General features: G+C 73.2%; 20 protein-coding genes, 2 pseudogenes and 1 riboswitch. Of the genes and pseudogenes, 20 read left to right on the top strand and 2 right to left on the bottom strand.

Annotation, left to right across the window (positions count from 1 at the left end; genetic code table 11):
- Positions 1–223: 223 nt before the first annotated feature.
- The 12 genes and pseudogenes from ACFVYI_RS38640 to ACFVYI_RS38585 all read left to right on the top strand — a co-directional run bounded on the left by ACFVYI_RS38640 (position 224) and on the right by ACFVYI_RS38585 (position 12,904).
- Complete coding sequence (locus ACFVYI_RS38640) at positions 224–949, top strand: dienelactone hydrolase family protein (RefSeq protein WP_387894304.1); 726 nt, start codon at positions 224–226, stop codon at positions 947–949.
- Positions 950–1,137: 188 nt separating this feature from the next.
- Positions 1,138–2,094 carry a GlxA family transcriptional regulator gene (locus ACFVYI_RS38635; RefSeq protein WP_387894303.1) on the top strand — a complete coding sequence of 319 codons (957 nt, stop codon included), beginning with the start codon at positions 1,138–1,140 and terminating at the stop codon, positions 2,092–2,094.
- Positions 2,095–2,312: 218 nt separating this feature from the next.
- Complete coding sequence (gene gap, locus ACFVYI_RS38630; RefSeq protein WP_387894302.1) at positions 2,313–3,311, top strand: type I glyceraldehyde-3-phosphate dehydrogenase; 999 nt, start codon at positions 2,313–2,315, stop codon at positions 3,309–3,311.
- Between the two features lie 208 nt (positions 3,312–3,519).
- Positions 3,520–3,605: riboswitch (ZMP/ZTP riboswitch) on the top strand.
- A gap of 48 nt (positions 3,606–3,653) precedes the next feature.
- Complete coding sequence (locus ACFVYI_RS38625; protein WP_387894309.1) at positions 3,654–4,487, top strand: bifunctional 5,10-methylenetetrahydrofolate dehydrogenase/5,10-methenyltetrahydrofolate cyclohydrolase; 834 nt, start codon at positions 3,654–3,656, stop codon at positions 4,485–4,487.
- A 251-nt stretch (positions 4,488–4,738) separates the two neighbouring features.
- Positions 4,739–6,325 (top strand): purple acid phosphatase family protein, encoded by a 1,587-nt coding sequence (locus ACFVYI_RS38620; RefSeq protein ID WP_387894301.1) that lies wholly within the window; start codon positions 4,739–4,741, stop codon positions 6,323–6,325.
- A gap of 167 nt (positions 6,326–6,492) precedes the next feature.
- Positions 6,493–6,612, top strand: a pseudogene (locus tag ACFVYI_RS38615) (MerR family DNA-binding transcriptional regulator); the annotation flags it as partial.
- 2 nt (positions 6,613–6,614) lie between these two features.
- Positions 6,615–6,692, top strand: a pseudogene (locus ACFVYI_RS38610) (deaminase); the annotation flags it as partial.
- Positions 6,693–7,067: 375 nt separating this feature from the next.
- Positions 7,068–8,330, top strand: coding sequence for an aminotransferase class I/II-fold pyridoxal phosphate-dependent enzyme (locus ACFVYI_RS38605; protein WP_387894300.1), 1,263 nt, complete (start codon positions 7,068–7,070; stop codon positions 8,328–8,330).
- A complete protein-coding gene (locus ACFVYI_RS38600; RefSeq protein WP_387894299.1) occupies positions 8,330–9,559 on the top strand; it encodes a hypothetical protein in 1,230 nt (409 codons plus the stop codon). The genes ACFVYI_RS38605 and ACFVYI_RS38600 overlap by 1 nt, the downstream gene beginning before the upstream one ends.
- Entirely contained in the window at positions 9,556–10,485 is a 930-nt protein-coding gene (locus tag ACFVYI_RS38595) for an NAD-dependent epimerase/dehydratase family protein (RefSeq protein WP_387894298.1), read from the top strand. The genes ACFVYI_RS38600 and ACFVYI_RS38595 overlap by 4 nt, the downstream gene beginning before the upstream one ends.
- A 74-nt stretch (positions 10,486–10,559) precedes the next feature.
- Positions 10,560–11,744, top strand: coding sequence for a condensation domain-containing protein (locus tag ACFVYI_RS38590; RefSeq protein ID WP_387894297.1), 1,185 nt, complete (start codon positions 10,560–10,562; stop codon positions 11,742–11,744).
- A 593-nt stretch (positions 11,745–12,337) separates the two neighbouring features.
- Positions 12,338–12,904: a DUF4291 domain-containing protein gene (locus ACFVYI_RS38585; RefSeq protein ID WP_387894296.1), complete on the top strand. Its 567-nt coding sequence runs from the start codon at positions 12,338–12,340 to the stop codon at positions 12,902–12,904.
- A 31-nt stretch (positions 12,905–12,935) separates the two neighbouring features.
- On the opposite strand, the gene ACFVYI_RS38580 is transcribed toward ACFVYI_RS38585, so the two are convergent.
- Positions 12,936–13,499, bottom strand: a complete 564-nt coding sequence (locus tag ACFVYI_RS38580; protein WP_387894295.1) for a PadR family transcriptional regulator — start codon at positions 13,497–13,499, stop codon at positions 12,936–12,938.
- A gap of 124 nt (positions 13,500–13,623) precedes the next feature.
- On the opposite strand from ACFVYI_RS38580, the gene ACFVYI_RS38575 reads away from it, so the two are divergent.
- A complete protein-coding gene (locus tag ACFVYI_RS38575; RefSeq protein ID WP_387894293.1) occupies positions 13,624–14,016 on the top strand; it encodes a nuclear transport factor 2 family protein in 393 nt (130 codons plus the stop codon).
- Complete coding sequence (locus ACFVYI_RS38570; protein ID WP_387894291.1) at positions 14,013–14,222, top strand: hypothetical protein; 210 nt, start codon at positions 14,013–14,015, stop codon at positions 14,220–14,222. The genes ACFVYI_RS38575 and ACFVYI_RS38570 overlap by 4 nt, the downstream gene beginning before the upstream one ends.
- On the opposite strand, the gene ACFVYI_RS38565 is transcribed toward ACFVYI_RS38570, so the two are convergent.
- Positions 14,192–14,746: a cupin domain-containing protein gene (locus tag ACFVYI_RS38565; protein WP_387894290.1), complete on the bottom strand. Its 555-nt coding sequence runs from the start codon at positions 14,744–14,746 to the stop codon at positions 14,192–14,194. The two genes, ACFVYI_RS38570 and ACFVYI_RS38565, sit on opposite strands and share 31 nt — an antisense overlap.
- A gap of 278 nt (positions 14,747–15,024) precedes the next feature.
- Here ACFVYI_RS38565 and ACFVYI_RS38560 point away from each other — a divergent pair, with 278 nt between their 5' ends.
- The 6 genes from ACFVYI_RS38560 to ACFVYI_RS38535 all read left to right on the top strand — a co-directional run bounded on the left by ACFVYI_RS38560 (position 15,025) and on the right by ACFVYI_RS38535 (position 21,866).
- Positions 15,025–15,444, top strand: a complete 420-nt coding sequence (locus ACFVYI_RS38560) for an RrF2 family transcriptional regulator (protein ID WP_387894288.1) — start codon at positions 15,025–15,027, stop codon at positions 15,442–15,444.
- Positions 15,441–16,391, top strand: coding sequence for a DsbA family protein (locus ACFVYI_RS38555; RefSeq protein ID WP_387894286.1), 951 nt, complete (start codon positions 15,441–15,443; stop codon positions 16,389–16,391). Before ACFVYI_RS38560 ends, ACFVYI_RS38555 begins: the two co-directional genes overlap by 4 nt.
- Positions 16,392–17,127: 736 nt before the next feature.
- Positions 17,128–18,684: an ABC transporter substrate-binding protein gene (locus ACFVYI_RS38550; RefSeq protein WP_387894284.1), complete on the top strand. Its 1,557-nt coding sequence runs from the start codon at positions 17,128–17,130 to the stop codon at positions 18,682–18,684.
- Complete coding sequence (locus tag ACFVYI_RS38545; protein ID WP_387894282.1) at positions 18,681–19,736, top strand: ABC transporter permease; 1,056 nt, start codon at positions 18,681–18,683, stop codon at positions 19,734–19,736. Before ACFVYI_RS38550 ends, ACFVYI_RS38545 begins: the two co-directional genes overlap by 4 nt.
- Positions 19,733–20,692, top strand: coding sequence for an ABC transporter permease (locus tag ACFVYI_RS38540; RefSeq protein WP_387894281.1), 960 nt, complete (start codon positions 19,733–19,735; stop codon positions 20,690–20,692). The genes ACFVYI_RS38545 and ACFVYI_RS38540 overlap by 4 nt, the downstream gene beginning before the upstream one ends.
- Complete coding sequence (locus ACFVYI_RS38535) at positions 20,673–21,866, top strand: ABC transporter ATP-binding protein (RefSeq protein ID WP_387894280.1); 1,194 nt, start codon at positions 20,673–20,675, stop codon at positions 21,864–21,866. The genes ACFVYI_RS38540 and ACFVYI_RS38535 overlap by 20 nt, the downstream gene beginning before the upstream one ends.
- The last annotated feature ends 3 nt before the right edge of the window (positions 21,867–21,869 follow it).

The raw sequence follows: 21,869 nt of genomic DNA, 5'->3' as shown, positions 1-21,869 counted from the left end.
AAGTAACACCCCGCCCCCGAAACGGGAGCCACCACGACAACGCCGCTGCACCCGACCGATCACCCGGTCCGGTCCAGCGGCGTCGCGGCATTCCCGGACCGATCCACCGCCCGGGAACCGGGAACCCCGACCCCGGGGAACGGGGTTCGCACCGCACCCGCGCCGTTCCGCCGGCGGTGAACACCCGCCCGAACGGGCTCGACGAGCACTACGGTCCGGTCTCATGACGACTGTCACCACACGCACGGTCGAGTACCCGGCCGACGGTCTGACGATGATCGGACACCTCGCGCTCCCGGCCGGTACCGACCGCCGGCCGGCTGTCCTGATCGGGCCCGAAGGTCCGGGCCTCAACGACTTCCAGCGCCGCCGCGCCGACGCCCTGGCCGAACTGGGCTACGTGGCGCTGGCCTTCGACATCAACGGCGGGCGCTGGTTCACCGACCCCGAGGAGATGCTGGCGCGCGCGATGCCGCTGCTCGCCGACCCCGACCGGATGCGGGAGATCGGTCATGCGGCACTCGATGTGCTGCGCGGCGAACCGCGGACCGACCCCGACCGGATCGCCGCCGTCGGCTACGGCACCGGCGGCGCCATCGTGCTGGAACTCGGACGCGACGGCGTCGACCTGCGCGCGATCGGGACGGTCAACGCACTCACCACGGGCCGACCGGGCGAGGCGGCGCGCATCCGCTGCCCCGTGTGGGCCGGGGTCGGGTCGGAGGACCCGATCATGCCGCCCCCGCAGCGGGAGGCGTTCGCCGCCGAGATGCAGGCCGCGGGCGTCGACTGGCGCCTCGTGGTCTACGGCGGCGCCTTGCACGCCTTCCACCACCCGGACGTCGACCAGGCCGTGGTCCCCGGGGTCGGCCACCACCCTCGGCACGCGCAGCGAGCCTGGCGCGACATCGTCGACCTGCTCGCCGAGTGCCTGCCCGTGACGGAGTGACCCGGTCACTCCGAGCCCGGCCGCGCGGGGGGTCGCGCTCCGGGCCTGCTCGGTAGGTGCGTGCTCGGTCCGGGCGGGTCTCGCCCGGTGCCGACCGATGCCGGCTGATGGCAGGATGCTTGCGTTAGGGGGCGTCCAGGTCACGGGTCCGACGGGGCCCGGCCGGCCGGCGGGACAGGAGGAGTCCGATGGCTCGCAGGAATCACCGCGTCGCCGTGCTCGTGCTGGAGGGCGCCAAACCGCTCGACGTGGGCATTCCCGCGCAGGTGTTCTCCAGCCGGCCGAGCATGCCCTACGAGGTGCGGGTGTGCGGGGCGGCACCCGGGCTGGTGACCGGAGGGGACGGACTCGCGTACCACGTGGCCGACGGCCTCGACGCGCTGGAGCAGGCGGACACCGTCTTCGTGCCCGGGTACCGGGATCCGGCGGCCACCGAGCCACCGGCCGCGGTGGTCCGGGCGCTGGTGGCCGCGCACCGCCGGGGGGCGCGGCTGGCGGCGATCTCGACGGGGGCGTTCGCGCTGGCGGCGACGGGGCTGCTGGACGGCCGGAAGGCGACGACGCACTGGCACTACACGAAGGCCCTCGCCGAGCAGCACCCGCTGGTGTCGGTGGACGAGAACGTGCTGTTCGTGGACGAGGGCGACATGCTCACCTCGGCGGGCGCGGCCTCGGGCATCGACCTCTGCCTGCACCTGGTGCGGCGTGACCACGGGGTCGGGCTCTCCAACCACGTGGCGCGGCGGCTGGTGGCCGCGCCGTACCGCAGTGGCGGGCAGGCCCAGTACGTCCCCCGGAGCGTGCCGGAACCGCTCGGCGACCTGTTCGCCGGCACCCGCGAGTGGGCCCTGGCGCACCTCGCCGAGCCGCTGACCCTGGAGGCCCTCGCGGGTGTCGCGCGGGTGTCGGCCCGTACGTTCTCGCGGCGGTTCGTGGAGGACACCGGCTACACGCCGATGCAGTGGGTGCTGCGGGCCCGGGTGGACCTGGCGCGCGAGTTGCTGGAGCGGACCGATCTGGGGGTGGAGCAGATCGCGGACCGGGTGGGGCTCGGCTCCGGGGCGAATCTGCGGCTGCACTTCCAGCGGATTCTCGGGACCTCCCCCACGGAGTACCGCCACACCTTCGCGGCCCCCGCCTCCTGATCACCTGTCCTGATCCCCCGCCCGCTGATCCCCCCACCGGCCGATCCTCCGGTCCCTCGCGGGCCACGGAGGCCGGCGGGATCCGCACTGGCGAGATCCTTGCGGTCGGTGGCGACAGGTATGGCGAGATCCTTGCGCACCCTGTCGATCCAGCCCCTGTCCGGGGTTCGTTCGAACGCCGAGCATGGAGAGCGAAACGAACGGAAGGGAAGACCCCAATGACCCGCATCGCCATCAACGGTTTCGGTCGTATCGGACGCAACAGCCTGCGTGCCCTGCTCGAACGCGGCAGCGACCTCGAAGTGGTCGCCATCAACGACCTCACCGCGCCCGATTCCCTTGCCCACCTACTCAAGTTCGACAGCTCGCTCGGGCGCCTCAACCGCCCGGTCTCGGTCGACGGAACCGACCTGGTGGTCGACGGCCGCCGCATCAAGGTCCTCGCCGAGCGCGACCCCGCCGCCCTGCCGTGGGCGGAACTCGGTGTCGACCTCGTGCTCGAGTCCACCGGCCGCTTCACCTCGGCCGAGGCCGCCCGCGCGCACATCGACGCGGGTGCCCGGCGGGTCCTGGTGAGCGCCCCCTCCGACGGCGCCGACGTCACGCTCGCGTTCGGGGTGAACACCGACGCCTACGACCCGGCCGCGCACGTCATCGTCTCGAACGCCTCGTGCACGACCAACGCGCTGGCCCCGCTGGCGTCGGTGCTCGACGAACTGGCCGGCATCGAGCACGGCTTCATGACCACGGTGCACGCCTACACCCAGGAGCAGAACCTCCAGGACGGCCCGCACCGCGACCTGCGCCGCGCCCGCGCCGCCGGTGTGAACATCGTGCCCACCACCACCGGCGCCGCCAAGGCCATCGGCCTGGTCCTCCCGAACCTCGACGGCAAGCTGTCCGGCGACTCGATCCGCGTACCGGTCCCGGTCGGCTCGCTCGTCGAGCTGAACACCACGGTGGCCCGCGAGGTCACGCGCGAGGAGATCCTCGCCGCCTACCGCGACGCCGCCGACGGCCGGCTGAAGGGCATCCTCGACTACTCCGACGAGCCGCTGGTCTCCGGCGACATCACCGGCGAGCCGGCGTCCTCGATCTTCGACGCCGCCCTCACCCGCGTGGACGGCAAGCACGTCAAGGTCGTCGCCTGGTACGACAACGAGTGGGGCTTCTCCAACCGCGTCATCGACACCCTCGAACTCCTCGCGCAGAACTGACCCGGCGAACTCTCGTCCCGTTCGGGGCCGCGCCGCCCTGCCGGAGTCGGGGGGAGTCGGCGGGCCACCGCCCCGCTGCCGCCCGGCACTCCGGGCGGCAGCGGGGCGGTCGGGCACCCGGCCAGGCCCCCGCACCGGGCGTCGGCGGGCGTCGACCGTTTCGTCGCCGCTTCGGCAGTGCCCGCCTCCAGCCCCGTCGACTAGGGTGGGGGCGGGCCGTGACTGGCGCTGAGGTGGAGAACCACCGGGGAGCGGTCCGACATCTCGTCGATGCCGCGCGCCTGGGCGCCTCACCGTGAAGCCCAGGAGTGACACGTGGTTGAGACACGAACGGCCCGGCTGATGGACGGCACCGACCTCGCCCGCCGGATCACCGAATCCAGCGCGGCGGCCGCCGCGGACATTCGCCGGCGCACGGGGATCTCCCCCTGCCTGGCGACCGTGCTGGTCGGAGCGGACCCGGCGTCGGTGACCTACGTCCGGATGAAGCAGGCCCGCTGCGAGAAGGCCGGCATCCTGTCACGGCATGTGGCCCTGCCGGCCTCGGTGAGCACCAGCGGCCTGGTGGAGACCGTCGGTGCTCTCTCCGAGGACCCGCAGGTGCACGGCATCCTGCTGCAACACCCGGTGGGACCGCACATCGACGAGCGTGCCGCCTTCGAGGCGATCGCCCCGGCGAAGGATGTGGACGGGGTGACCATGAACTCCTTCGCGGCGATGGGGTTCGGGCTCCCCGGCTTCGTGTCCTGCACGCCGGGCGGGATCATGCGCCTGCTGGACGAGTACGGCGTCGACCTCGCCGGCAGGCGTGCCGTCGTGGTGGGACGCAGCGCCATCCTGGGCAAGCCCGTGGGCATGCTGCTGCTCGGGCGGGACGCCACGGTGACCTACTGCCATTCCCGCACCACCGACCTGGCGTCGATCGTGCGCGAGGCCGACGTCCTGGTCGCCGCGGTCGGCCGGCCGCGCTTCATCTCCGGGGAGGACATCAAGCCCGGTGCCGTGGTCATCGACGCGGGCTACAACCCGGGCAATGTCGGGGACGTCGACTTCGAGGCCGCCCGGCACCGGGCGAGCCTGATCACCCCCGTGCCCGGCGGTGTCGGCCCCATGACCATCGCCGTCCTCCTCGCGCAGACGGTCGACGCCGCGACACGTCAGCTGGGCCTGAGCTGATCCACGGGTCCTCGTGACGGCGGACCACGCGCCGTCACGAGGACCCGGGCCCGGTGCGCGCTCCGACCCGCGCGTTCCTCACGTGCCGAATCCCGGGCCCCAATGGCTTCGGTGCCCGCGGCGACGCCGCACCGGGTGTTCTCGCGCGCGCCCGCGCCGCCGTCCTGACGCACCGCCCGCGTGCGTGGTGGGTGGGGAGTTCACGCGGCCGGCCCCGTGCGGTTCACCTCCGTGCGATAGGCCTGACGGTCATGAACGCTTCCAGTGGACAACCCCCCGTCAGCAGGCGCGGGCTCCTGGCCGGCGCCACCGGTGTCGGTCTCGGCGGCGCCGTCTCCCTCTCCGGCATCGCGGCCGCGCCCGCCGCCGCCTCCCCGCTGCTGTTCCAGCGGCCGGACCGATCCGGTGCGCCGCGCGTCGCCGGCCTCCACCTGCAGTTCGGCCCGGACGCCTCGCGTGAGGTGGTGGTCTCCTGGCACACCACCACCTCGGTCTCCAACCCGCGCGTCATGTACGGCACTTCGCACGGCGGCTTCGGCCGGACCGAGCAGGCCTCGACCAGTACCTACCGCGACGGCGCGTCCGGCACCGAGGTCCAGGTCCACCACGCCCGGCTGACCGGCCTGTCCGCCGACACCGACTACGTCTACGCCGCACTCCACGACGGAGCCACCCCGGAGCTCGGCACCGTCCGTACCGCACCGCGCGGGCGGACCGGCTCCTTCACCTTCACCAGCTTCGGCGACCAGGGCACTCCCACCCTCGGCAAGCGGACCGCGGCCGGCTTCGTCAACGACAACCTCGGCAGCCCCGCCGCCGGTGACACCACGGCCGGAGTGGAGCGCGTCGCCCCGCTGTTCCACCTCGTCAACGGGGACCTCTGCTACGCCAACCTCGCCACCGACCGGGTCCGCACCTGGTCCGACTGGTTCGAGAACAACAGCCGCTCCGCCCGCCACCGCCCCTGGATGCCCGCCGCCGGCAACCACGAGAACGAGCGCGGCAACGGCCCGATCGGCTACGGCGCCTACCAGACCTACTTCGACCTGCCCGCGTCCGGCGGCGACGACGAACTGCGCGGCCTCTGGTACGCGTTCACGGCCGGCGCGGTCCGCGTCATCAGCCTGAACAACGACGACGTCGTCTACCAGGACGGCGGCAACTCCTACGTCCACGGGTATTCCGGCGGGGCCCAGCAGCGCTGGCTGGAGCGGGAGTTGGCCGCCGCCGACGCGGATCCCGAGATCGACTGGATCGTGGTCTGCATGCACCAGGTGGTCATCTCCACCGCCGACAGGTTCAACGGCGCCGATCTCGGCATCCGCGAGACCTGGGTACCGCTCTTCGACAAGTACGGCGTCGACCTGGTGGTCTGCGGTCACGAGCACCACTACGAACGCTCGCACCCGATCCGCGGCCAGCAGCCGACCGACACCCGCACCCCGATCCCGGTCGCCACCGACACCGGGACGATCGACACCACCCGGGGCACCGTCCACATGGTGATCGGCGGCGGTGGCACCTCCGCGCCCTCCAACGGGCTCTTCTTCGATCCCCCCAAGGCCCGCGTCATCACCGGCGTCGGCGCCGCCGACCCGGCCACCGGCAAGCGGCCCCCGGTGTACGTGACCGAGGACGCGCCCTGGTCGGCCTTCCGCGACGCCGACAACCCGTACGGCTTCGCCGCCTTCGAGGTCGATCCGGGCCGACGCGGCGGCCGGACCACCATCGCCGTCACCTACTACTCCGTCAGCGGCCCGTACGGCGACCTGGTCCCCGTCGACCGCTTCACCCTCACCCGCCCGCGGGGCGCCCGCGGCAGCGGCCGCCGGCCCTGAGGCGCGCAGCCGGCACCCGGGCACCGACCGGGTACCGGCCGACCCGGCAGCTGGCCCCTCCGCCGGTCGTGGGACGCCGGCTGACCCCGGCGCACCCCTCGGGTGATGCTCTTGACCCTCACGTGGCGTCAGGCTGCACGGTCGGTGCCGTGAAGGATCACTGGACCGTGGGACGCGTGGCCGAGCTGGCCGGCGTGAGCGTCCGCACGCTGCACCACTATGACGAGATCAGGCTCGTTCGGCCGTCGGCGCGGACCGCCGCCGGATACCGGGCCAGCATCGGCGGCACGAGCTGCTCGACCGGTTCCACCTGGACGTCGTGCCCAGCCCGAGCGGGGTGACGCACCACCTGGTCTGGCGAAAGTGACCCGTCCACGGGACAGCCCCGGGCAGCTGTTCGGCCTCCCGGGGCTGCCCTGCGGCCGGCCCCGGGAGCCTTGGCGCCCTATGAGTCGAGCGGGATGACGGCGTGGGTGTCCCAGCAGATCTGCCAGCCGTGCAAGTCCGCGCCGGGCACCGGGACGCGCTGCCAGTACACCTCGATCAGGGCGATCCGTCTCACGGTCTTGTCCCCTGCCTTCTCCGGTAGCCCATCCCCGCGTTCCTCGCCGTCGTCCGGCGCGGCTCGTGCGCCCCGCCAGTCAGGTGACAGGGGGCCATCCGGCTGGCTCGAAGCGTGGGCACCCGAGTAGATTTCACGCTTTGTATCGCGAGTGTCACCCGAGGTGAAAGCAGGGCCCTCATGGCGGATGTCTTCGACAAACACCTCTCGTCATCTGCCCCGTCATTCGTGGACACCGGGTTCAGACCCTTCTACCAAGCCCTGTCGGCCAGGGATGGCGAGGCTCGGGTCCGGGGCGAGCGCGTGGTTATGACGGCGTGCAACGACTACCTCGGACTGTCGGGCGATTCACGAGTTACGGGCGCCGCTGCCAGGGCGACGGAGCGTTACGGCGCGTCCTGCTCCGGAAGCCGTGCGCTCTGCGGAACGCTGCCGTTGCACGAGGAGTTGGAGGCCCGGCTGGCCGCCTTCCTCGGCTGCGAGGCGGCGATCGTCACGACGACCGGCTTCCAGGCGAACCTGGCGCTTGCCCCGCTGTTCGGCCGTGGTGACCTCGTCTTCAGCGATATGGCCAACCACGCCTCCCTCATGGACGCCATCCGGCTCGGCTGGGCGGGCAAGCGCCCGTACCGCCACTCGGACATGGCGCGTCTGGAGCGGCAGCTTGTGACCGCCGATCCCGCTGCCGGCAAAGTGATCGTGACCGACGGGCTGTTCTCGATGGAGGGGGACCTGTGTCGGTTGCCGGAGATCTCCGCGCTCGCCCGCCGCCACGAGGCCAGGCTGGTGGTCGACGGTGCCCACGACATCGGACTGCTGGGGGTCCGTGGGCGGGGTGTGGCGGAGCACTTCGGCGTGCCGGACGCAGTCGACCTGTACACCGGCACCTTCTCGAAGTGCTTCGGTTCGATCGGCGGCTTCCTCGCGGGTCCCGCCGAGATCATCGGCTATCTGCGCTACACCGCACGCTCGCTGCTCTTCAGCGCCTCGATGACGCCCGCCGCCGTCGCGGCCGCGCTCGCTGCGCTGGACATCGTCGAGGTGGAGCCGGAACGCCGCACCCGCGTGCTCGATCTGGCCGGGTGGCTGGACAGCGGGCTGCGGGCGCTCGGCTTCGACACGGGGACCACCAGGGCGGTGGTCCCCCCGATCATCCCCGTGTACATCGGCGAGGCCGGGCTGTGCGCGCGGATGTGGGAGGAGGTCCTCGCCGAGGGCGTGTTCACCAGTGCGGTGGTTGCTCCCGCGGTGCCGGTGGGCCGGGCGCTGATCCGCCTGACGGTGCAGGCGACGCACACCGACGAACACCTGGCGCGCATCCTCGGCGCCTTCGCCGCCGCGGGCCGCCGCCTTGGGGTGATTTCCGCCGGAGGCGCCGTTGTAGCAGTGGGTCGCGCCGCTGCTGTGGGCTCGCACCCGAACTCGATGCCGGTGCACGTCTGATGACCGCCCGCGCTTCCGGCCCTGCTGTCACCGTCGGCCACTCCGCCGACGGTCCTCCCGTCATGGTCACCCCCGTACGGGATCGCGCCGACACCACCGCCTTCGTCCGGCTGCCGTACGCCGTCTACCGCGATGATCCGCTGTGGGTTGCCCCGTTGGAGCGTGAGCGGCGTGCTTTTCTCGATCCCGGGCGCAACCCGTTCTTCGAGGTGGGCACGGTCCAGTTGTTCCTCGCCCGGCGTGGCAAGACGGTCGTGGGCCGGATCGCCGCCGTCGTCGATCCTCGTCACCAGGAGCGGGGCGACCTCGACTGCGGCCAGTTCGGGCTCTTCGAGTGCGTGGACGAGCCCGCGGTGGCGGCTGCCCTCTTCGACACCGCGGCCGACTGGCTGGGCGAGCGGGGACTCAGCCGGATGCTCGGCCCGTTGAGCTTCTCGGTCAACGACGAGTGCGGACTGCTCGTCGACGGCTACGACTGCCCGCCCACCATGCTCATGCCGCACAACCCCCCGTACTATCCACGGCTCTTCGAGGACTGCGGCTTCACCAAGGCCCAGGACCTGCTGTCCTGGCGGGTCCCGATGCCGGCCGACGGCGAGCCTCCCGCCGGATTCCGCCGCGCCGCGCAACGCGCTCTGGCCGCCCCGGGCGTCCGCGTCAGGGCGCTCGACCCGGACCGCCTCGATGTCGACATGGCCATCGTCAGGGACATCTACAGCGACGCCTGGTCGCAGAACTACGCCGCCACGCCGATGACCGACCGGGAATTCACGCACTTCGTACGGGGCGTCACGCCGATCCTGAGGCCCGAGCTGGTGCAGATCGCCGAAGTGCACGGTGAGCCCGCAGGCTTCCTCCTCTGCCTTCCCGATTCCAACCAGGCACTCCGGGCCGCCCGCGGACGACTCACCAGCTACGGCGTGCCCATCGGACTGGTCCGCATCGCCCGCGCCACCCGCAGGATCCAGCGGACCCGCGTCGTGGCCTGCGGCATCAAGCGGGAGCATCGCAACCGTGGCCTCGCCGCCGCCATGTTCGCGCAGACCCAGCGGGCCTCGTTCCGACTCGGCCACACCGAGACCGAGATCTCCTGGGTCCTGGAGGACAACCGGCACAGCAACGGCCATGCCAAGGGCGCCGGCGGCATCCTCTTCCGCATCCACCGCCTGTACGAGCGCACCGGACGAAGTACACCGCAGGGGGTACAGCCCGTGAGATACACCGTATGAGGTACCTCGTCACTGGTGCGACCGGCTTCGTCGGGCAGTGCCTGGTCCGCCACCTCGTCCGTTTGGGGCACGAGGTGACCGCCCTCGTCCGGGGCGGGCGGAGGATCCCCGGAGTCTTCCCCGGGCTCCGGACGGTCGAGGGCGACCTCGCCACCGGCGCGGGTCTGGCCACGGCTGCCGAGGGCGTCAACCGGGTCATCCATCTCGCCGCAGTCACCAAGGCCCGTAGCCCGGACGGCTACGCCGAGGTCAACGCCCAGGGCACCGGCCGACTCTGTGCCGTTCTCGCCGCCCTCGCGGAACCGCCGCGCCTCGTGCTCTGCTCCTCCCTCGCTGCCGCGGGCCCTGGACGGCAGCGGCGCGAACAGGACCCACCGACACCGGTATCCGCGTACGGCCGCAGCAAGCTTGGCGGCGAGCTGGCACTGCGCGCGAGCGCCGACCGGCTCCCGGGTGTCGTCGTCCGCCCGCCCATCGTCTACGGCCCCGGCGACCGTGAGTTCGGACCGAGACTGGTGAAGGCGGTCCGGGCCGGAGTGCTCCCCGCCGTGGGTCGCCCGGGCCCGCGCCGCTACTCGCTCCTCCACGTGGACGACCTCTGCCGGGCCCTGCTCACCGCCGCCGAGTGCGGTGAAGCAGGCGCGGTCTATCACGTCAGCGACGGGGTCGAGCACCGTTGGGAGCACATCGGTGCCGTCACGGCGGCCGTACTCGGTTGCCGCCCGCCCCGTGTGATCCACATTCCGACACTCCTGGCCGTAGCTGTCGGCCACGCCGGCCGGCTGACCGGCATCTCCCTCGTCAACCCGGACAAGGTCGCCGAGCTTCAGCACCCCGCCTGGACGAGCGCCGTCGGCCGCCTGCCGTTCGTGCCGGCGGTGGCTCTCCCGGAGGGGCTGGCCACCACTTTGGCCTCCTACCGGTGAATCAGTTGAAGCCACGACGTCTGTCACCCACCGAGCGCCTCCTTTGGGCGGTGGGTGAGGTACTGCCCGTCAACGTGGCTATCACCGGCCGGATCCGGGGCCGGACCACCCCCGGTCGGCTGCGCGAGGCACTGGCCGCGACCCGCGCCCGCCATCCGCTTCTCACAGTCCGCGTCGCCGCCTCCGGCCCCTGGGGGGCGTGGTTCACCACGGACGGAGTGCCGGCCCCGGAGCTGCGGTTCGTCCGCGCCGGTGACCTTCAGAGCTGGACCGCGATCGTCGAGGAGGAACTCAGACGCCCCTTCGACACCGCCGCCGGGCCCCTGGCCCGTTTCGTCGTCGTCGAATCGGACGGCTCCTTCGACCTCGTCGGGATCTACCACCATCTCGTCGCCGACGGCCTGTCCGTGTCCTTCGTCCTGCGCGACCTCCTGCGAGCGCTCGCCGACCCGACCGGTGCCGCCACCCCCGCGCCTCCCGTCGTCGCCGTGCCCGTCGACGACCTCCTGCCCGGCCGCCGCGCTGACCCGCTCGACCTGCTCAGAGTGGCCCGCATGCTGCACGGAGCGGGCCGTCCCCCACGCCCGAGCGGTCAACTAGCCTACGCGGCCTGGTCTATGGACGCAGCTGAGACCTCGTCGGTGCTCATGCGCTGCCGCACGGAGGGGGCCACCCTCCAGGGCCTCCTCTGCGCCGCCTTCGCCCGGGCCCACGCGGACCTCGGCCACCGCTCCCCCGTCGGTATCGCGGTGGCCGCGGACCTGCGGCGGATTCTGGCCGTGCCTGCGGGCGAGACGCTGGGGCTCTACGTGACCAGCTTCCCCATCGCGGTCGGCGGCCCCGGCCCGTACGACCTGTGGACCGTGGCCCGCGGCGCCACCACGGACATTCGCGACCGTCTGCGGCCCGAACAGTTGTTTCCCCTGGTCCGAGTGAGCCGGCTGCTGCGATTCCTACCCCGAAGGACGCTCGGCGCACTACTGCGGCGCAGCGAACTCAAGCGGACACTCTTCGATGTCTCCCTCAGCAACGGGCGTGTACCGATCCCCGTGGAATACGGCCCGTTACGCGTGGAGAGTCTGTACTGGGCCGCGCACACCAGCGTCTCGGGGGCGCCGCTGATCACCGTCATCGGATTCGACGGCCGGCTCTTCCTCAGCGTCACCTCGACGGACGGCCCCCATGCCACAGAGCTGTGCGCGCGGGCAATGTCACACCTCAAGGCGGCGGTTCGAGAAGGCGCGACTCGGCTGAGATGAGCCGGGCGAGCGCCGCGCGGTGCGCAACGGTGCGCAACCTCAACGGCCCTGTAGGGTTCAACGACAGCGCCGTGACGTTCACCTGGGATGATTCGAACCGTAGCGGTGGCCATTGCGAGATGACGGATGCTCGTGTCCCCTCGCCTGGAGAGATCACCCCACGCACACAGGATCAGTGCCCTCCGAGATCTTGGGGATGGAGAGATGATCGTTACGACCGGGGGAACGCTCAAGGCGCTTGTCCTGGAGTCACGCCAGCCGGGCGAGTAGGCAGGATTGGTGCACGGGCGGAATACAACCCCTCCGCCAGTAGGTCTCGCTCTACGCGCAGTGGCAGCAAGCATCAGGCGGAGACCGGGCCTCCTACACCGCCGATGTGAGTAGCCGGACATCTCCAACTCGCAACCGGCGAGGGCGGGCTGTCCGTGCCCGCCCTCGCCGGTTCCGGTTTCCTGGCCGGAGCGTCGGCGCCACCGACCCTGACGGCACGCTCCACGCCCGGCCTCCTCGGCTGCGGCCGAGGAGGCCGGATGCGGGACCGTCGTGGGAAAACGGCTCGCAAGGCCGACGGGGCGGATGGCAGGGTGCGGCACATGACACCCCAGCACCAGATCCGCGCCGACTACGACGCTCACACGATCGTCGTCTACCAGGCCTACTCGCCCGCCATCGCCGACCCGGCACTGCGGGCGGGCCGCTTCGTCGCGCCGTTCTCGTTCCACCGGATGACCTGGATCAAGCCGTCGCTCAGCTGGCTCATGCACCGCAGCAACTGGGCCCGAAAACCCGGCCAGGAGCGCATTCTCGCGGTACGGATGACCCGGACGGGCTGGGAGGACGCGCTGTCCCGGGCCGTGCTCACGACCTCGGACCCGGCGGCTGTCGCCCAGGCCGCCGTGCACGTCCAATGGGACCCGGAGCGGTCGCCGCGCGGGGCTGCGCTCAATCACTACAGCATCCAGGTCGGCATCGGCCGCCAGCTGATCCGCACGTTCACCGACGACTGGATCGTCGGTCTCACCGACCTCACCCCGCAGGTCCGCAAGGCCGCGTCCCTGATCCAGACCGGGCAGGCGGCGAAGGCACAGCGGCTGCTCCCCACCGAGCGCGCCTACCCGCTCCCGTCGGCGCTGGAGAGCCGCCTCTCCTCAGGTGCGTGACCAGCTGCGTCACCCCGCCCCCGGCCCTGGGTCAGGTCACCGCACCCTGACGCTGCTCCAGGGTGGTGAGCACCTGCTCGCTCCACCGGATGTTCTCCCGTTCGAACGCCAGGCCCCGCATCAGGGTGAGGTACGGGCCGACCCGGGCCGCGCGGGCGAGGTACTCGGGCTCGGTGCGGCCGTCGAGCAGGCGGTCGCGCAACCGCTCGTACCGCGCCAGCTTCGCCCTGGACCACGCCAGCCGTTCGGCAACACCGGCTCGCACGGCCTCGGCATCGCCCTCGTCGACGGCCTGGACCTTCACCAGCAGCTCGTCGCGGATGGCGGTCGGCTTCGAAGCCTCGGCCGTGAAGGCGCCGAGCGCCGCGCGGCCGGCCTCGGTCAGGGAGAACAGCCGCTTGTTGGGCCGCCGTTCCTGGATGACCGTGCGAGCCTCGATCAGGCCGTCGCCCTCCATCCGGTCGAGCTCCCGGTAGAGCTGCTGGGGGGTGGCCATCCAGAAGTTGGCCACCGAGGCGTCGAAGCCCTTGGCCAGGTCGTACCCCGACGCCTCACCCTCCAGCAGAGCCGCGAGAACGGCGTTGCGCAATGCCATGGAGGGAAGCTACCAGCAGGGCGATCACTCCTGAAGTCGACCACCGGACCTCTGGACGCCGGACATGGTGGCCGTTAGCCTTCGACCCACCTAGTCATCAAATTGACTAATCAAGGAGGGGTCTATGCATCCGTTCCGCAAGGCCGTCGAGGCAGGCGACCACGACGCCCTCGTGGCGCTGCTCGCCGACGGTGTCGTGTTCACCAGTCCGGTGGCGTTCCGGCCGTACTCCGGCAAGGCGGCGACCGCCGCGATCCTGGGCCGGGTGGCCCAGGTGTTCAGCGACCTCCGGTACGTCCGGGAGATCGCCGACACCGGCGGTCGCGACCACGCGTTCCTCTTCACGGCGAAGATCGGGGACAGGACCGTCAACGGCTGCGACTTCCTGCACTTCGACGAGGACGGCCGCATCGACGACTTCGTGGTCATGGTGCGGCCGTTGTCGGCGGCGAACGCGCTGGCCGAGGCGATGGGCACCCGGTTCGAGTGGCCCGCGCAGGGGCCGACGGAGGCGTGAGCGACCACGCGGCGGTCGCCGTCGGCGCGGGCTGCGCCGGCCTCTCCGCCGGCCTCACCGCCGCCATCACCCCGCCAGGTCCCGCCCTGCCGGTCGAGCCGCACGGCGCTCCCGGCGGCGGTACCCCCGAGGAGATCCGGCGCGGCCGGTCCAGCCGGTCCCGCCGGTTCGGCCCTTACGCCTCGCCGGCCCCGCCCAGGGCGTAGAGGCCGGGGAGGTTGACCACGATGGCCTCCTGGGTGCTGCGGGCGATGACGACCACCGCCTCCTCCTCCGGGTCGGGGTTCTCCTCGCGGTGCGGGACGAACGGCGGGACGAAGATGTAGTCGCCGGGGCCGGTGCGCAGCCGGATCTCCTCGGGGGTGCCGGACGAGTCGTCGACGAAGACGAACTCGGGGTGACCGCTGACGACGTGGATGGCGGTCTCGGACTCGCCGTGGTGATGGTCGGAGGAGGCGGTCGCGGGGGCGACGTGGGTCTGGCCCATCCAGAGCTTCTCCGAGCCGACCGTCCTTCCGCTGATCGCGGCGAAGCGCCGCATCCCGCCGGTCTGGGCGGTGCCGTCGTCGAGCTCACCGGCGCGAACGTGGTGCAGCCGGGCCCGCAGTCCGGTGCCGGCGGGGGCGTCCGTGGAGTGGAGGTGCGGGTGGAAGCCGGTGCCCGGCTCCGTGACGACGGCCGCCTCCTCGCCGGTGGACGCGGGGGTGTGCGGGTGGGAGTCGGCGGACATGGTGCTCCTCGGTCGGGACGGGAGGGTGCGGCGGGTACCGCAGGGGAGTCGGCGCGTTCGGTGGGTGCGGGGGCAGCCGGACGCAGCGCGTCGGAGGGCTGTGGCCGCGCGCAACGGCAGGGCGGCGCGGCGGCGCCCCCCGCAGCCTCCCCCGGATATCACCGGACGCTAGGCCCGGCGGCGAAAGGATGTCAAGAGGTGTCTTTTCGCGGCCGCCGACTCCGCCCTTGGCGGACAAGGGACTTGAGTGCCGCCGCGGCCGGGGGATACTCGGGTGCATGCACATCTCCGCCAAGGCCGACTACGCCGCCCGGGCTCTGGTCGAGCTCGCCTGCGACACCTCGCGCCCCCTCACCTGCGAGGCCATCGCCGCCTCCCAGGGTATCCCGTTCCGATTCCTCAAGTCCGTGGTGGGCGAACTGCGGCGGGCCGGGCTGGTCCGCAGCCAACGCGGCTGTGAGGGCGGCTACTGGCTCGGCCGGGCGGCCGAGGAGATCACCCTGCTGGACGTGGTCCGGGCGGTGGACGGCGAGGTGATCACCCTGCGCGGCGAGCCGCTGACCGACCTCGACTACCCGGGCCCGGCGCAGGCACTGCCGTCGGTCTGGCGCAGCGTCGAGGAGCACGCCGTGGAGATCCTCTCGGGCATGACCGTGGCCCGGCTGGTGCGGTCCGGCGACCGGGTGGCGACGGCGTGAGCACGGGCGCGGCGGCCGGGAGCGGGCCCGCGGCCGGGGCCGCGAGCGCGGTCGAGGTCGAGGTCGTGGAGTACACCGACCCGATGTGCCCGTGGTCCTGGGCGGCCGAGCCGAGGCTGCGCGCCCTGCTGCGGGAGTCGGACGGCTTCTGCCGGCACCGGCGGGTCTTCGGCGTCCTGTTCGACGACGACGAGGCACCCGCGCCGGATCCCGCCGCCGAAACGGCCTGGTACGCGCGGTACGTGGAGCGGATCACCGACCACGCGGGTGCGCCGCGGGCCGTCCGGCTGGGCTGGGTGGCGGCGAGCAGCCGGCCGTCGTCGCTGGCCGCGGCGGCGGCCGAGGCCCAGGGGCCGCTGGTCGCCGAGCGGGTGCTGCGCCGGCTGCGGGAGAGCGTCTTCGTCCTCGGCGAGCCCGCCGACTCTCCCGAGCGGGTGCTCGCGGCGGTGACGGGGGTGCCCGGCCTCGACGAGGAGCGGCTGCGGGCCGATCTGGCCTCCGGGGCCGTCCGCGAGCGGGTCCGCCGCGACCGTGCGGAGGCCCGCCGGCCGCTGCCGGAGGTGATCGGGCTGCGCGGGGACGGGCCGCACCCGGGGGCGGCGAAGGAGACCGAGGACGGCGGCCACCGGTACGCGCTGCCGACCCTGGTGTTCACCGGGCCGCGCGGGCGGCGGGTGGTCCCGGGGTGGCGGACGGCGCACGAGTACCGGGAGGCGCTGTCGGCGGTCTCCCCCGTGCCGCCGCCGGTGGCGGACGACGCTCCCACGGTCGCGGAGCTGCTGGAGCGCTACCGGAGCCTGACCGGGCCCGAGCTGGCCGGTGCGACCGGCGGGCTGCCGGCCGGCGCCCTGCGCGTGCCGACCGCGAACGGGGACGTCGTGCTCCATCCGGAGGAGCGCTCCGGCCCGGCCTTCACCGTGGCCTCCCGCTCCCCCGGCGGCAGCTGACGGCCCACGCCCCCGACGAACGGCACACCACGGCCGGGCCCGGACGAACGCGTTCCACCTGCCGGGACGCGTCGCCGCGCGAGGCGAAGACGTCACACGGCGCCGCCCCGCACACCGTGCGAGGGGCCCGGGCCCGGTGGCGCAACGGCGCTCCGTGGGCGTCGCAACGGCGCGGTGTGAACGGCGTGTTGAGGGAGTGTTGCAGCACCTCCCGCGCCAAAGAGACACCTTTTGGTGTCCATTGACAGCAGGCCTCTGACCTGGCCAGGATGAGGCCATGACCTCCACGCACCCCCTCCCGGTGCGCCGCTGGACGAGTCACCGACGCACCAGCAGCGACCTCTGTTGTTGACGGCGTCCCGACCCGGCGGCCACCGCGCCACCGGTCCTCGGCCCGCCCGGCCGAACCGCCCCTACGGGCCCTGACCCGGGACTCCGGCCCTCGGTCCCCGACCGGTCCGGCCGCCTCCCTGGCCCGCCCGCGCCGGCCCCCGTTCCCGGGTGACCGCCCACACACCGCCACCCGGCCCGCAGGGCCCGCCGACGGCCCGCCCGCCCCCGGCCCCGCCTCCCCTCACGCAGCGTCCGGCCCCGGCTGGCCCGCAGCGGCGCGCCGTCCCGCGCACCGCCTCGTCCTTCCCCCGCCGCCGGCCGCCCCACGCCGGTGTCCGACCCGCGCCCCACCCCGCCCGCAGCCCGGTGTTGCCGCGCACCCTCCGAAAGGTGACCAACCGCCATGACCAGCTCCTCCACCGACCGCCCGACGCTCGGCAGACGCTCCCTGCTCGGCCTCGGCCTCGGCCTCGGCCTCGGCGCCTCCCTCGCCCTCGCCGCGTGCGGCGCCCCCGGGCAGGCCGGCACGGGCGGCGGAGCCGGCGGCGGCACCCTCAAGTGGGGCTGGGCGCTGCCGACTTCGTGGGACCCGGTGTTCTCCTCGGCCGGCTGGGACGTCCACGCGCTGTCACTGGTCTACGCGGGCCTCACCAAGCTCGACGAACAGGGCACCGCCGTCCCGGCCCTCGCCACGGCCTGGACGTACAGCGCCGACGGCAGCTCGGTCACCTTCACCCTGCGCCCCGGGCTGACCTTCTCCGACGGCAGCCCGCTGGACGCCGCCGCCGTCAAGAAGAGCCTGGACCGCGGGCGCACCGAGGCCAAGTCGCTGGTCGCCCCGCAGCTCACCGGCGTCCGCGAGGTGTCCGCACCCGACGCGCAGACCGTGGTGCTCCAACTCTCCCGACCCGACTACCAGATCCCCAACCTGCTCGCCGGCAAGACCGGCATGATCGTCAACCCGAAGGCCTTCGAGTCGGACGCCGCCGGGCTGGCCACCCGGCCCGCCGGCGCCGGGCCGTTCACCCTCACCTCCTACACGCAGAACGCCAAGGCCGTCCTGCGGCGCAACCCCGGCTACTGGGACGCGACCGCGATCAAGCTGGAGAACTTCGAGCTCCACCCGCTGCCGGACGCCGCCACCGTGGTGGCCGGGCTGCAGTCCGGCCAGTTCGACGTGGCCCAGATCCCCGGCAGCCAGGTGGCCGCGGCCAAGGCGGCCGGCCTGGAGGTCCAGGTGATCCCGTCGCTGGTGGTGGCCGTCCTGGACGTCAACGTCGAGAAGGCGCCGTTCGACAACCCCAAGGTGGTCGAGGCCCTCAAGTTCGCGATCGACCGCGAGGCCCTGCTCAAGACCCAGCTCTTCGGCTACGGCGAGGTCAACCACCAGCCGTTCCCCAAGGGTTACGTCGGCTACGACCCCGCCTCGGCCGACCTCTACCGGTACGACCCGGCGAAGGCGCGGGCGCTGCTCACGGAGGCCGGCCACCCCGACGGCGTCGACCTCAGCCTGACCACCACGGCCGCGCAGGGACTGCCCGAGCAGCTCCAGGCCCAGCTGAAGGAGGTCGGCATCCGGGCCACCATCGACGTCGTCCCGGCCGCGCAGGCCACCCAGATCGTCTACATCCAGCACGCCAAGGCCCTGTTCACCGACCAGTTCGCGGGCCGCGACTCCGCGGCGCAGGCCTTCCAGGTGCTGTTCGGCGAGCAGGGGCTGATGAACCCGGGCCGGCGCACCCCGCCGGAGCTGGCCGCCGCCGTCGAGCAGGTCTCGCGCACCCCGCTGGAGTCGCCGGAGTACCCGAAGGTCCTCCAGGCCGCGACCGCGCTCGCGGTGCGCACGATGCCCAACACCTTCCTGTACAGCGTCCCCCGGCTGCTGGCCCGGCGGAAGTCCGTCTCGCCGATCCCCGCCTTCACGGTGGTGCAGCGGTTCGAGGGGGTGAGCGCGTCGTGAGCGCCGTCCTGCCGCACGCGGGTGCCCGGCCGGCGGGCCCGCTCGCCCGCCGGGCGGCGCGCGCCCCGCGCTCGCTGGGCCGGGTGCTCGCGGGCACCGCCACCGTCTTCCTGCTCTCCTCGCTGCTCACCTTCGGCCTGGGCGCCGTCTCGGACGCCAACCCGGCCGCCGCCGTCCTCGGCGAGACCGCCACCGCGGCCGACATCGCCCGGCTGGACCACGAGTTCGGCCTGGACCGGCCGCTGGCCGCGCAGTACGGCCACTGGCTGGTCGACGCGACCGGCGGCGACCTCGGGATCTCCTGGTTCACCACCGTGCCGGTCACCGACTCGATCGCCACCGCGCTCCCGGTCGACCTCTCCATCGCCGGCCTGGCCCTGCTGCTCGCCGTCCTGCTCGGCGGGGCGGCCGGCATCGCGGCGGCGCTGAGCAACGGCGGCCGGCTGGACCGCGCGGTCACCGCCGTCTGCACCCTCCTCGGCACCCTGCCCGCCTTCGTGATCGCGATCGGGCTGATCACCCTGGTCGCCGTCCAGCTGCGACTGCTGCCCTCCGGCGGGTACCTGCCCTTCTCCCAACAGCCCGGCGAGTGGCTGCGGTTCGCCCTGCTGCCGGCACTGGCACTCAGTCTGGACGCCGCCGCCGGCATCGCCCGCCAGCTGCGCACCTCGCTGGTCGCGGAGCTGCGGCAGAACTACTCGACCGGCGCCCTGATGCGCGGACTGTCCGGCCGCCGGGTGCTGTTCGGCCACGCGCTGCGCAACGCCGCCGGACCGGCCGTCACCGTGCTCGGCATGAGCGTGCCCGTCCTCATCGGCGGCGCCGTGGTCACCGAACGGATCTTCAACCTGCCGGGGATCGCCCAACTCTCCCTGCGCGCCGCCGAACAGCACGACGTGCCGGTGATCCAGGGCACCCTGCTGGTCACCGTCGCGGTGGTCCTCGCGGCCAACCTGGCCGTCGACGGCCTGCTCTTCGCGCTCAACCCGGCGGCGCGCCGCGGCCCGCGGCCGGGCGGACGCGCGGTAGCGGCGACGGGAGGGGCCCGGTGAACACACTCCGTACCGCCCTGCGGGTGCCCGTCGCCCGCGCCGCGCAGGCCGTGCTCGCCGTCGTCCTGCTGCTGGCCCTGTTCGGCGGGTGGATCGCCCCGACGGACCCGCTCGCCCAGGACACCGCCCACATCCTGGGCGGCCCCGGCGCGGACCACCTGCTGGGCACCGACTACCTGGGGCGCGACGTGCTGAGCCGGCTGCTGACCGGCACCGGGCTGTCGGTGCTCGCCGCCGTCGAGGCGGTGGCCGTCGCCGCCCTGCTCGGGGTCGTCCCCGGTCTGCTGTCGGTGCGGTTCGGATCGGCCGGGTCCTGGTTGGCGCTGCGCGCCGTGGACTCCCTGATGACACTGCCGTTCACGCTCTTCGCGATCGCCGCCGTCGGCCTGCTCGGCAACGGGCTCCACCAGGCGATGCTGGCACTCGGCGTCCTGCTCTCGCCGCTGTTCTTCCGCGTCACCAGGGCCGCCGCACTCGGACTGGACCGCGCCCAGTACGTCGAGGCCGCCGAGCTGATGGGCGCCTCCCGGGCCTGGATCCTGCGGGTGCACATCTGGCGCAAGGTGCTGCCGACCGTCGCCGTCACCACCGCGCACGCGCTGGCCACCGGCCTGCTGACGGTCTCCTCGCTCACCTTCCTCGGGATCGGCGTCCAGCCGCCGGCCCCGACCTGGGGCGGCATGCTGGCCAGCGACCTCGGCTTCCTGGCCCAGCAGCCGTGGGCACCGATCCCGCCCGCCGTACTGATCATGCTCACCGTCGGGGCGCTGAACCTGCTCGCCGACGTCCTCGCCGACGCCGACCGCACCGGCGCCGCCACCACCGCCCGCACCCGGCGGACGGCGGCCGCGGAGCGAGCCGGGAGCGGAGCCGCCGCCCGGGCACAGGACGCACCGGAGCCCGTCTCGACCGGTCCGGACCGGAAGGAGCACGACCGTGTCCCCCACCCCGCCTGAATCCGCGCCGACTCCGGACCGCCCGGCGCGCACCGCCACCCTGCGGGTCGAGGGCCTGCACGTGACCGTCGGCCACGGCCGCACCGAGGCCGTCCGCGACGTCTCGTTCGACGTGCTCCCCGGCGAGGCCGTCGGGCTGGTCGGCGAGTCCGGCAGCGGCAAGACCCTCACCTGCCGGTCGGTGCTCGGCCTGCCCGCGCCCGGCGTCTCCGTCGCCGCCGGACGGATCGTCCTCGGCAGCACGACGGACGGCGACGCGACGAAGCGCGACGTGCCCGACGGCAGCGCGCCCGACGGCGACGCGACGGGCCACGGCACGACGGCCCGGCACGCCACGGACCGCCAGGCCACCGACCACCCCGCCCTGGACCTCACCTCCCTGACCGACCGCCAGTGGCAGCAGGTGCGCGGCCGCCGGCTCGGCGCCGTGTTCCAGGACCCGGGCTCGTACCTCAACCCCACCCTCACCGTCGGGCGCCAGCTCGGCGAGCCGCTGCGCCGTCGCGGGCTCACCAAGGCCCAGACCCGCCGGCGGGCGCTGGAACTCTTCGCGGCCGTCGGCCTGCACGACCCGGAGCGGGTCCACGACAGCTACCCGCACGAGCTCTCCGGCGGCATGCTCCAGCGCGTGCTGCTCGCGGTCGCGATCTCCGGCGACCCTCAGCTCCTGGTCGCCGACGAGGCCACCACCGCCCTGGACACCGTCGTCCAGGCCGAGGTGCTGGACCTGCTGGGCGTGCTGCGCGAACGGCACGGGCTGGCGCTGCTGTTGGTCAGCCACGACCTGGCGGTGGTCGCCGAGGTGTGCGACCGGGTCCTCGTCTTCTACGCCGGCGAGATCGTCGAGGAGGGCCGCACCGCCGATGTGGTCGCCTCCCCCGCCCACCCGTACACGGAGGCGCTGCTGCGGGTCGCCTCGCTGGGCCGGCGCGACCGCCGGGAGCTCGCCGTCATCCCCGGCCGACCGCCCGAACCCGGCGCCGCCGGACCCGGCTGCCGCTTCGCCCCCCGCTGCGAGTACGCCACCGCGGCCTGCACCGAGCGGGGTGTCCCGCTCACGCCGGTCCCCGGGGCCGACGGCCGGGCGGTGCGCTGCCTGCGCGCCGGAGAGCTGTCCCTCACCGGCGTCCTCGAACGCACGGACACCCTCGAACGCACGGAGGTCCCGGTATGAGCA

It is taken from the genome of Kitasatospora sp. NPDC058218 (assembly GCF_042882445.1).
In the GTDB taxonomy this organism is placed as follows: Bacteria; Actinomycetota; Actinomycetes; order Streptomycetales; family Streptomycetaceae; genus Kitasatospora.
This window is presented reverse-complemented; position numbering and strand designations above follow the sequence as displayed.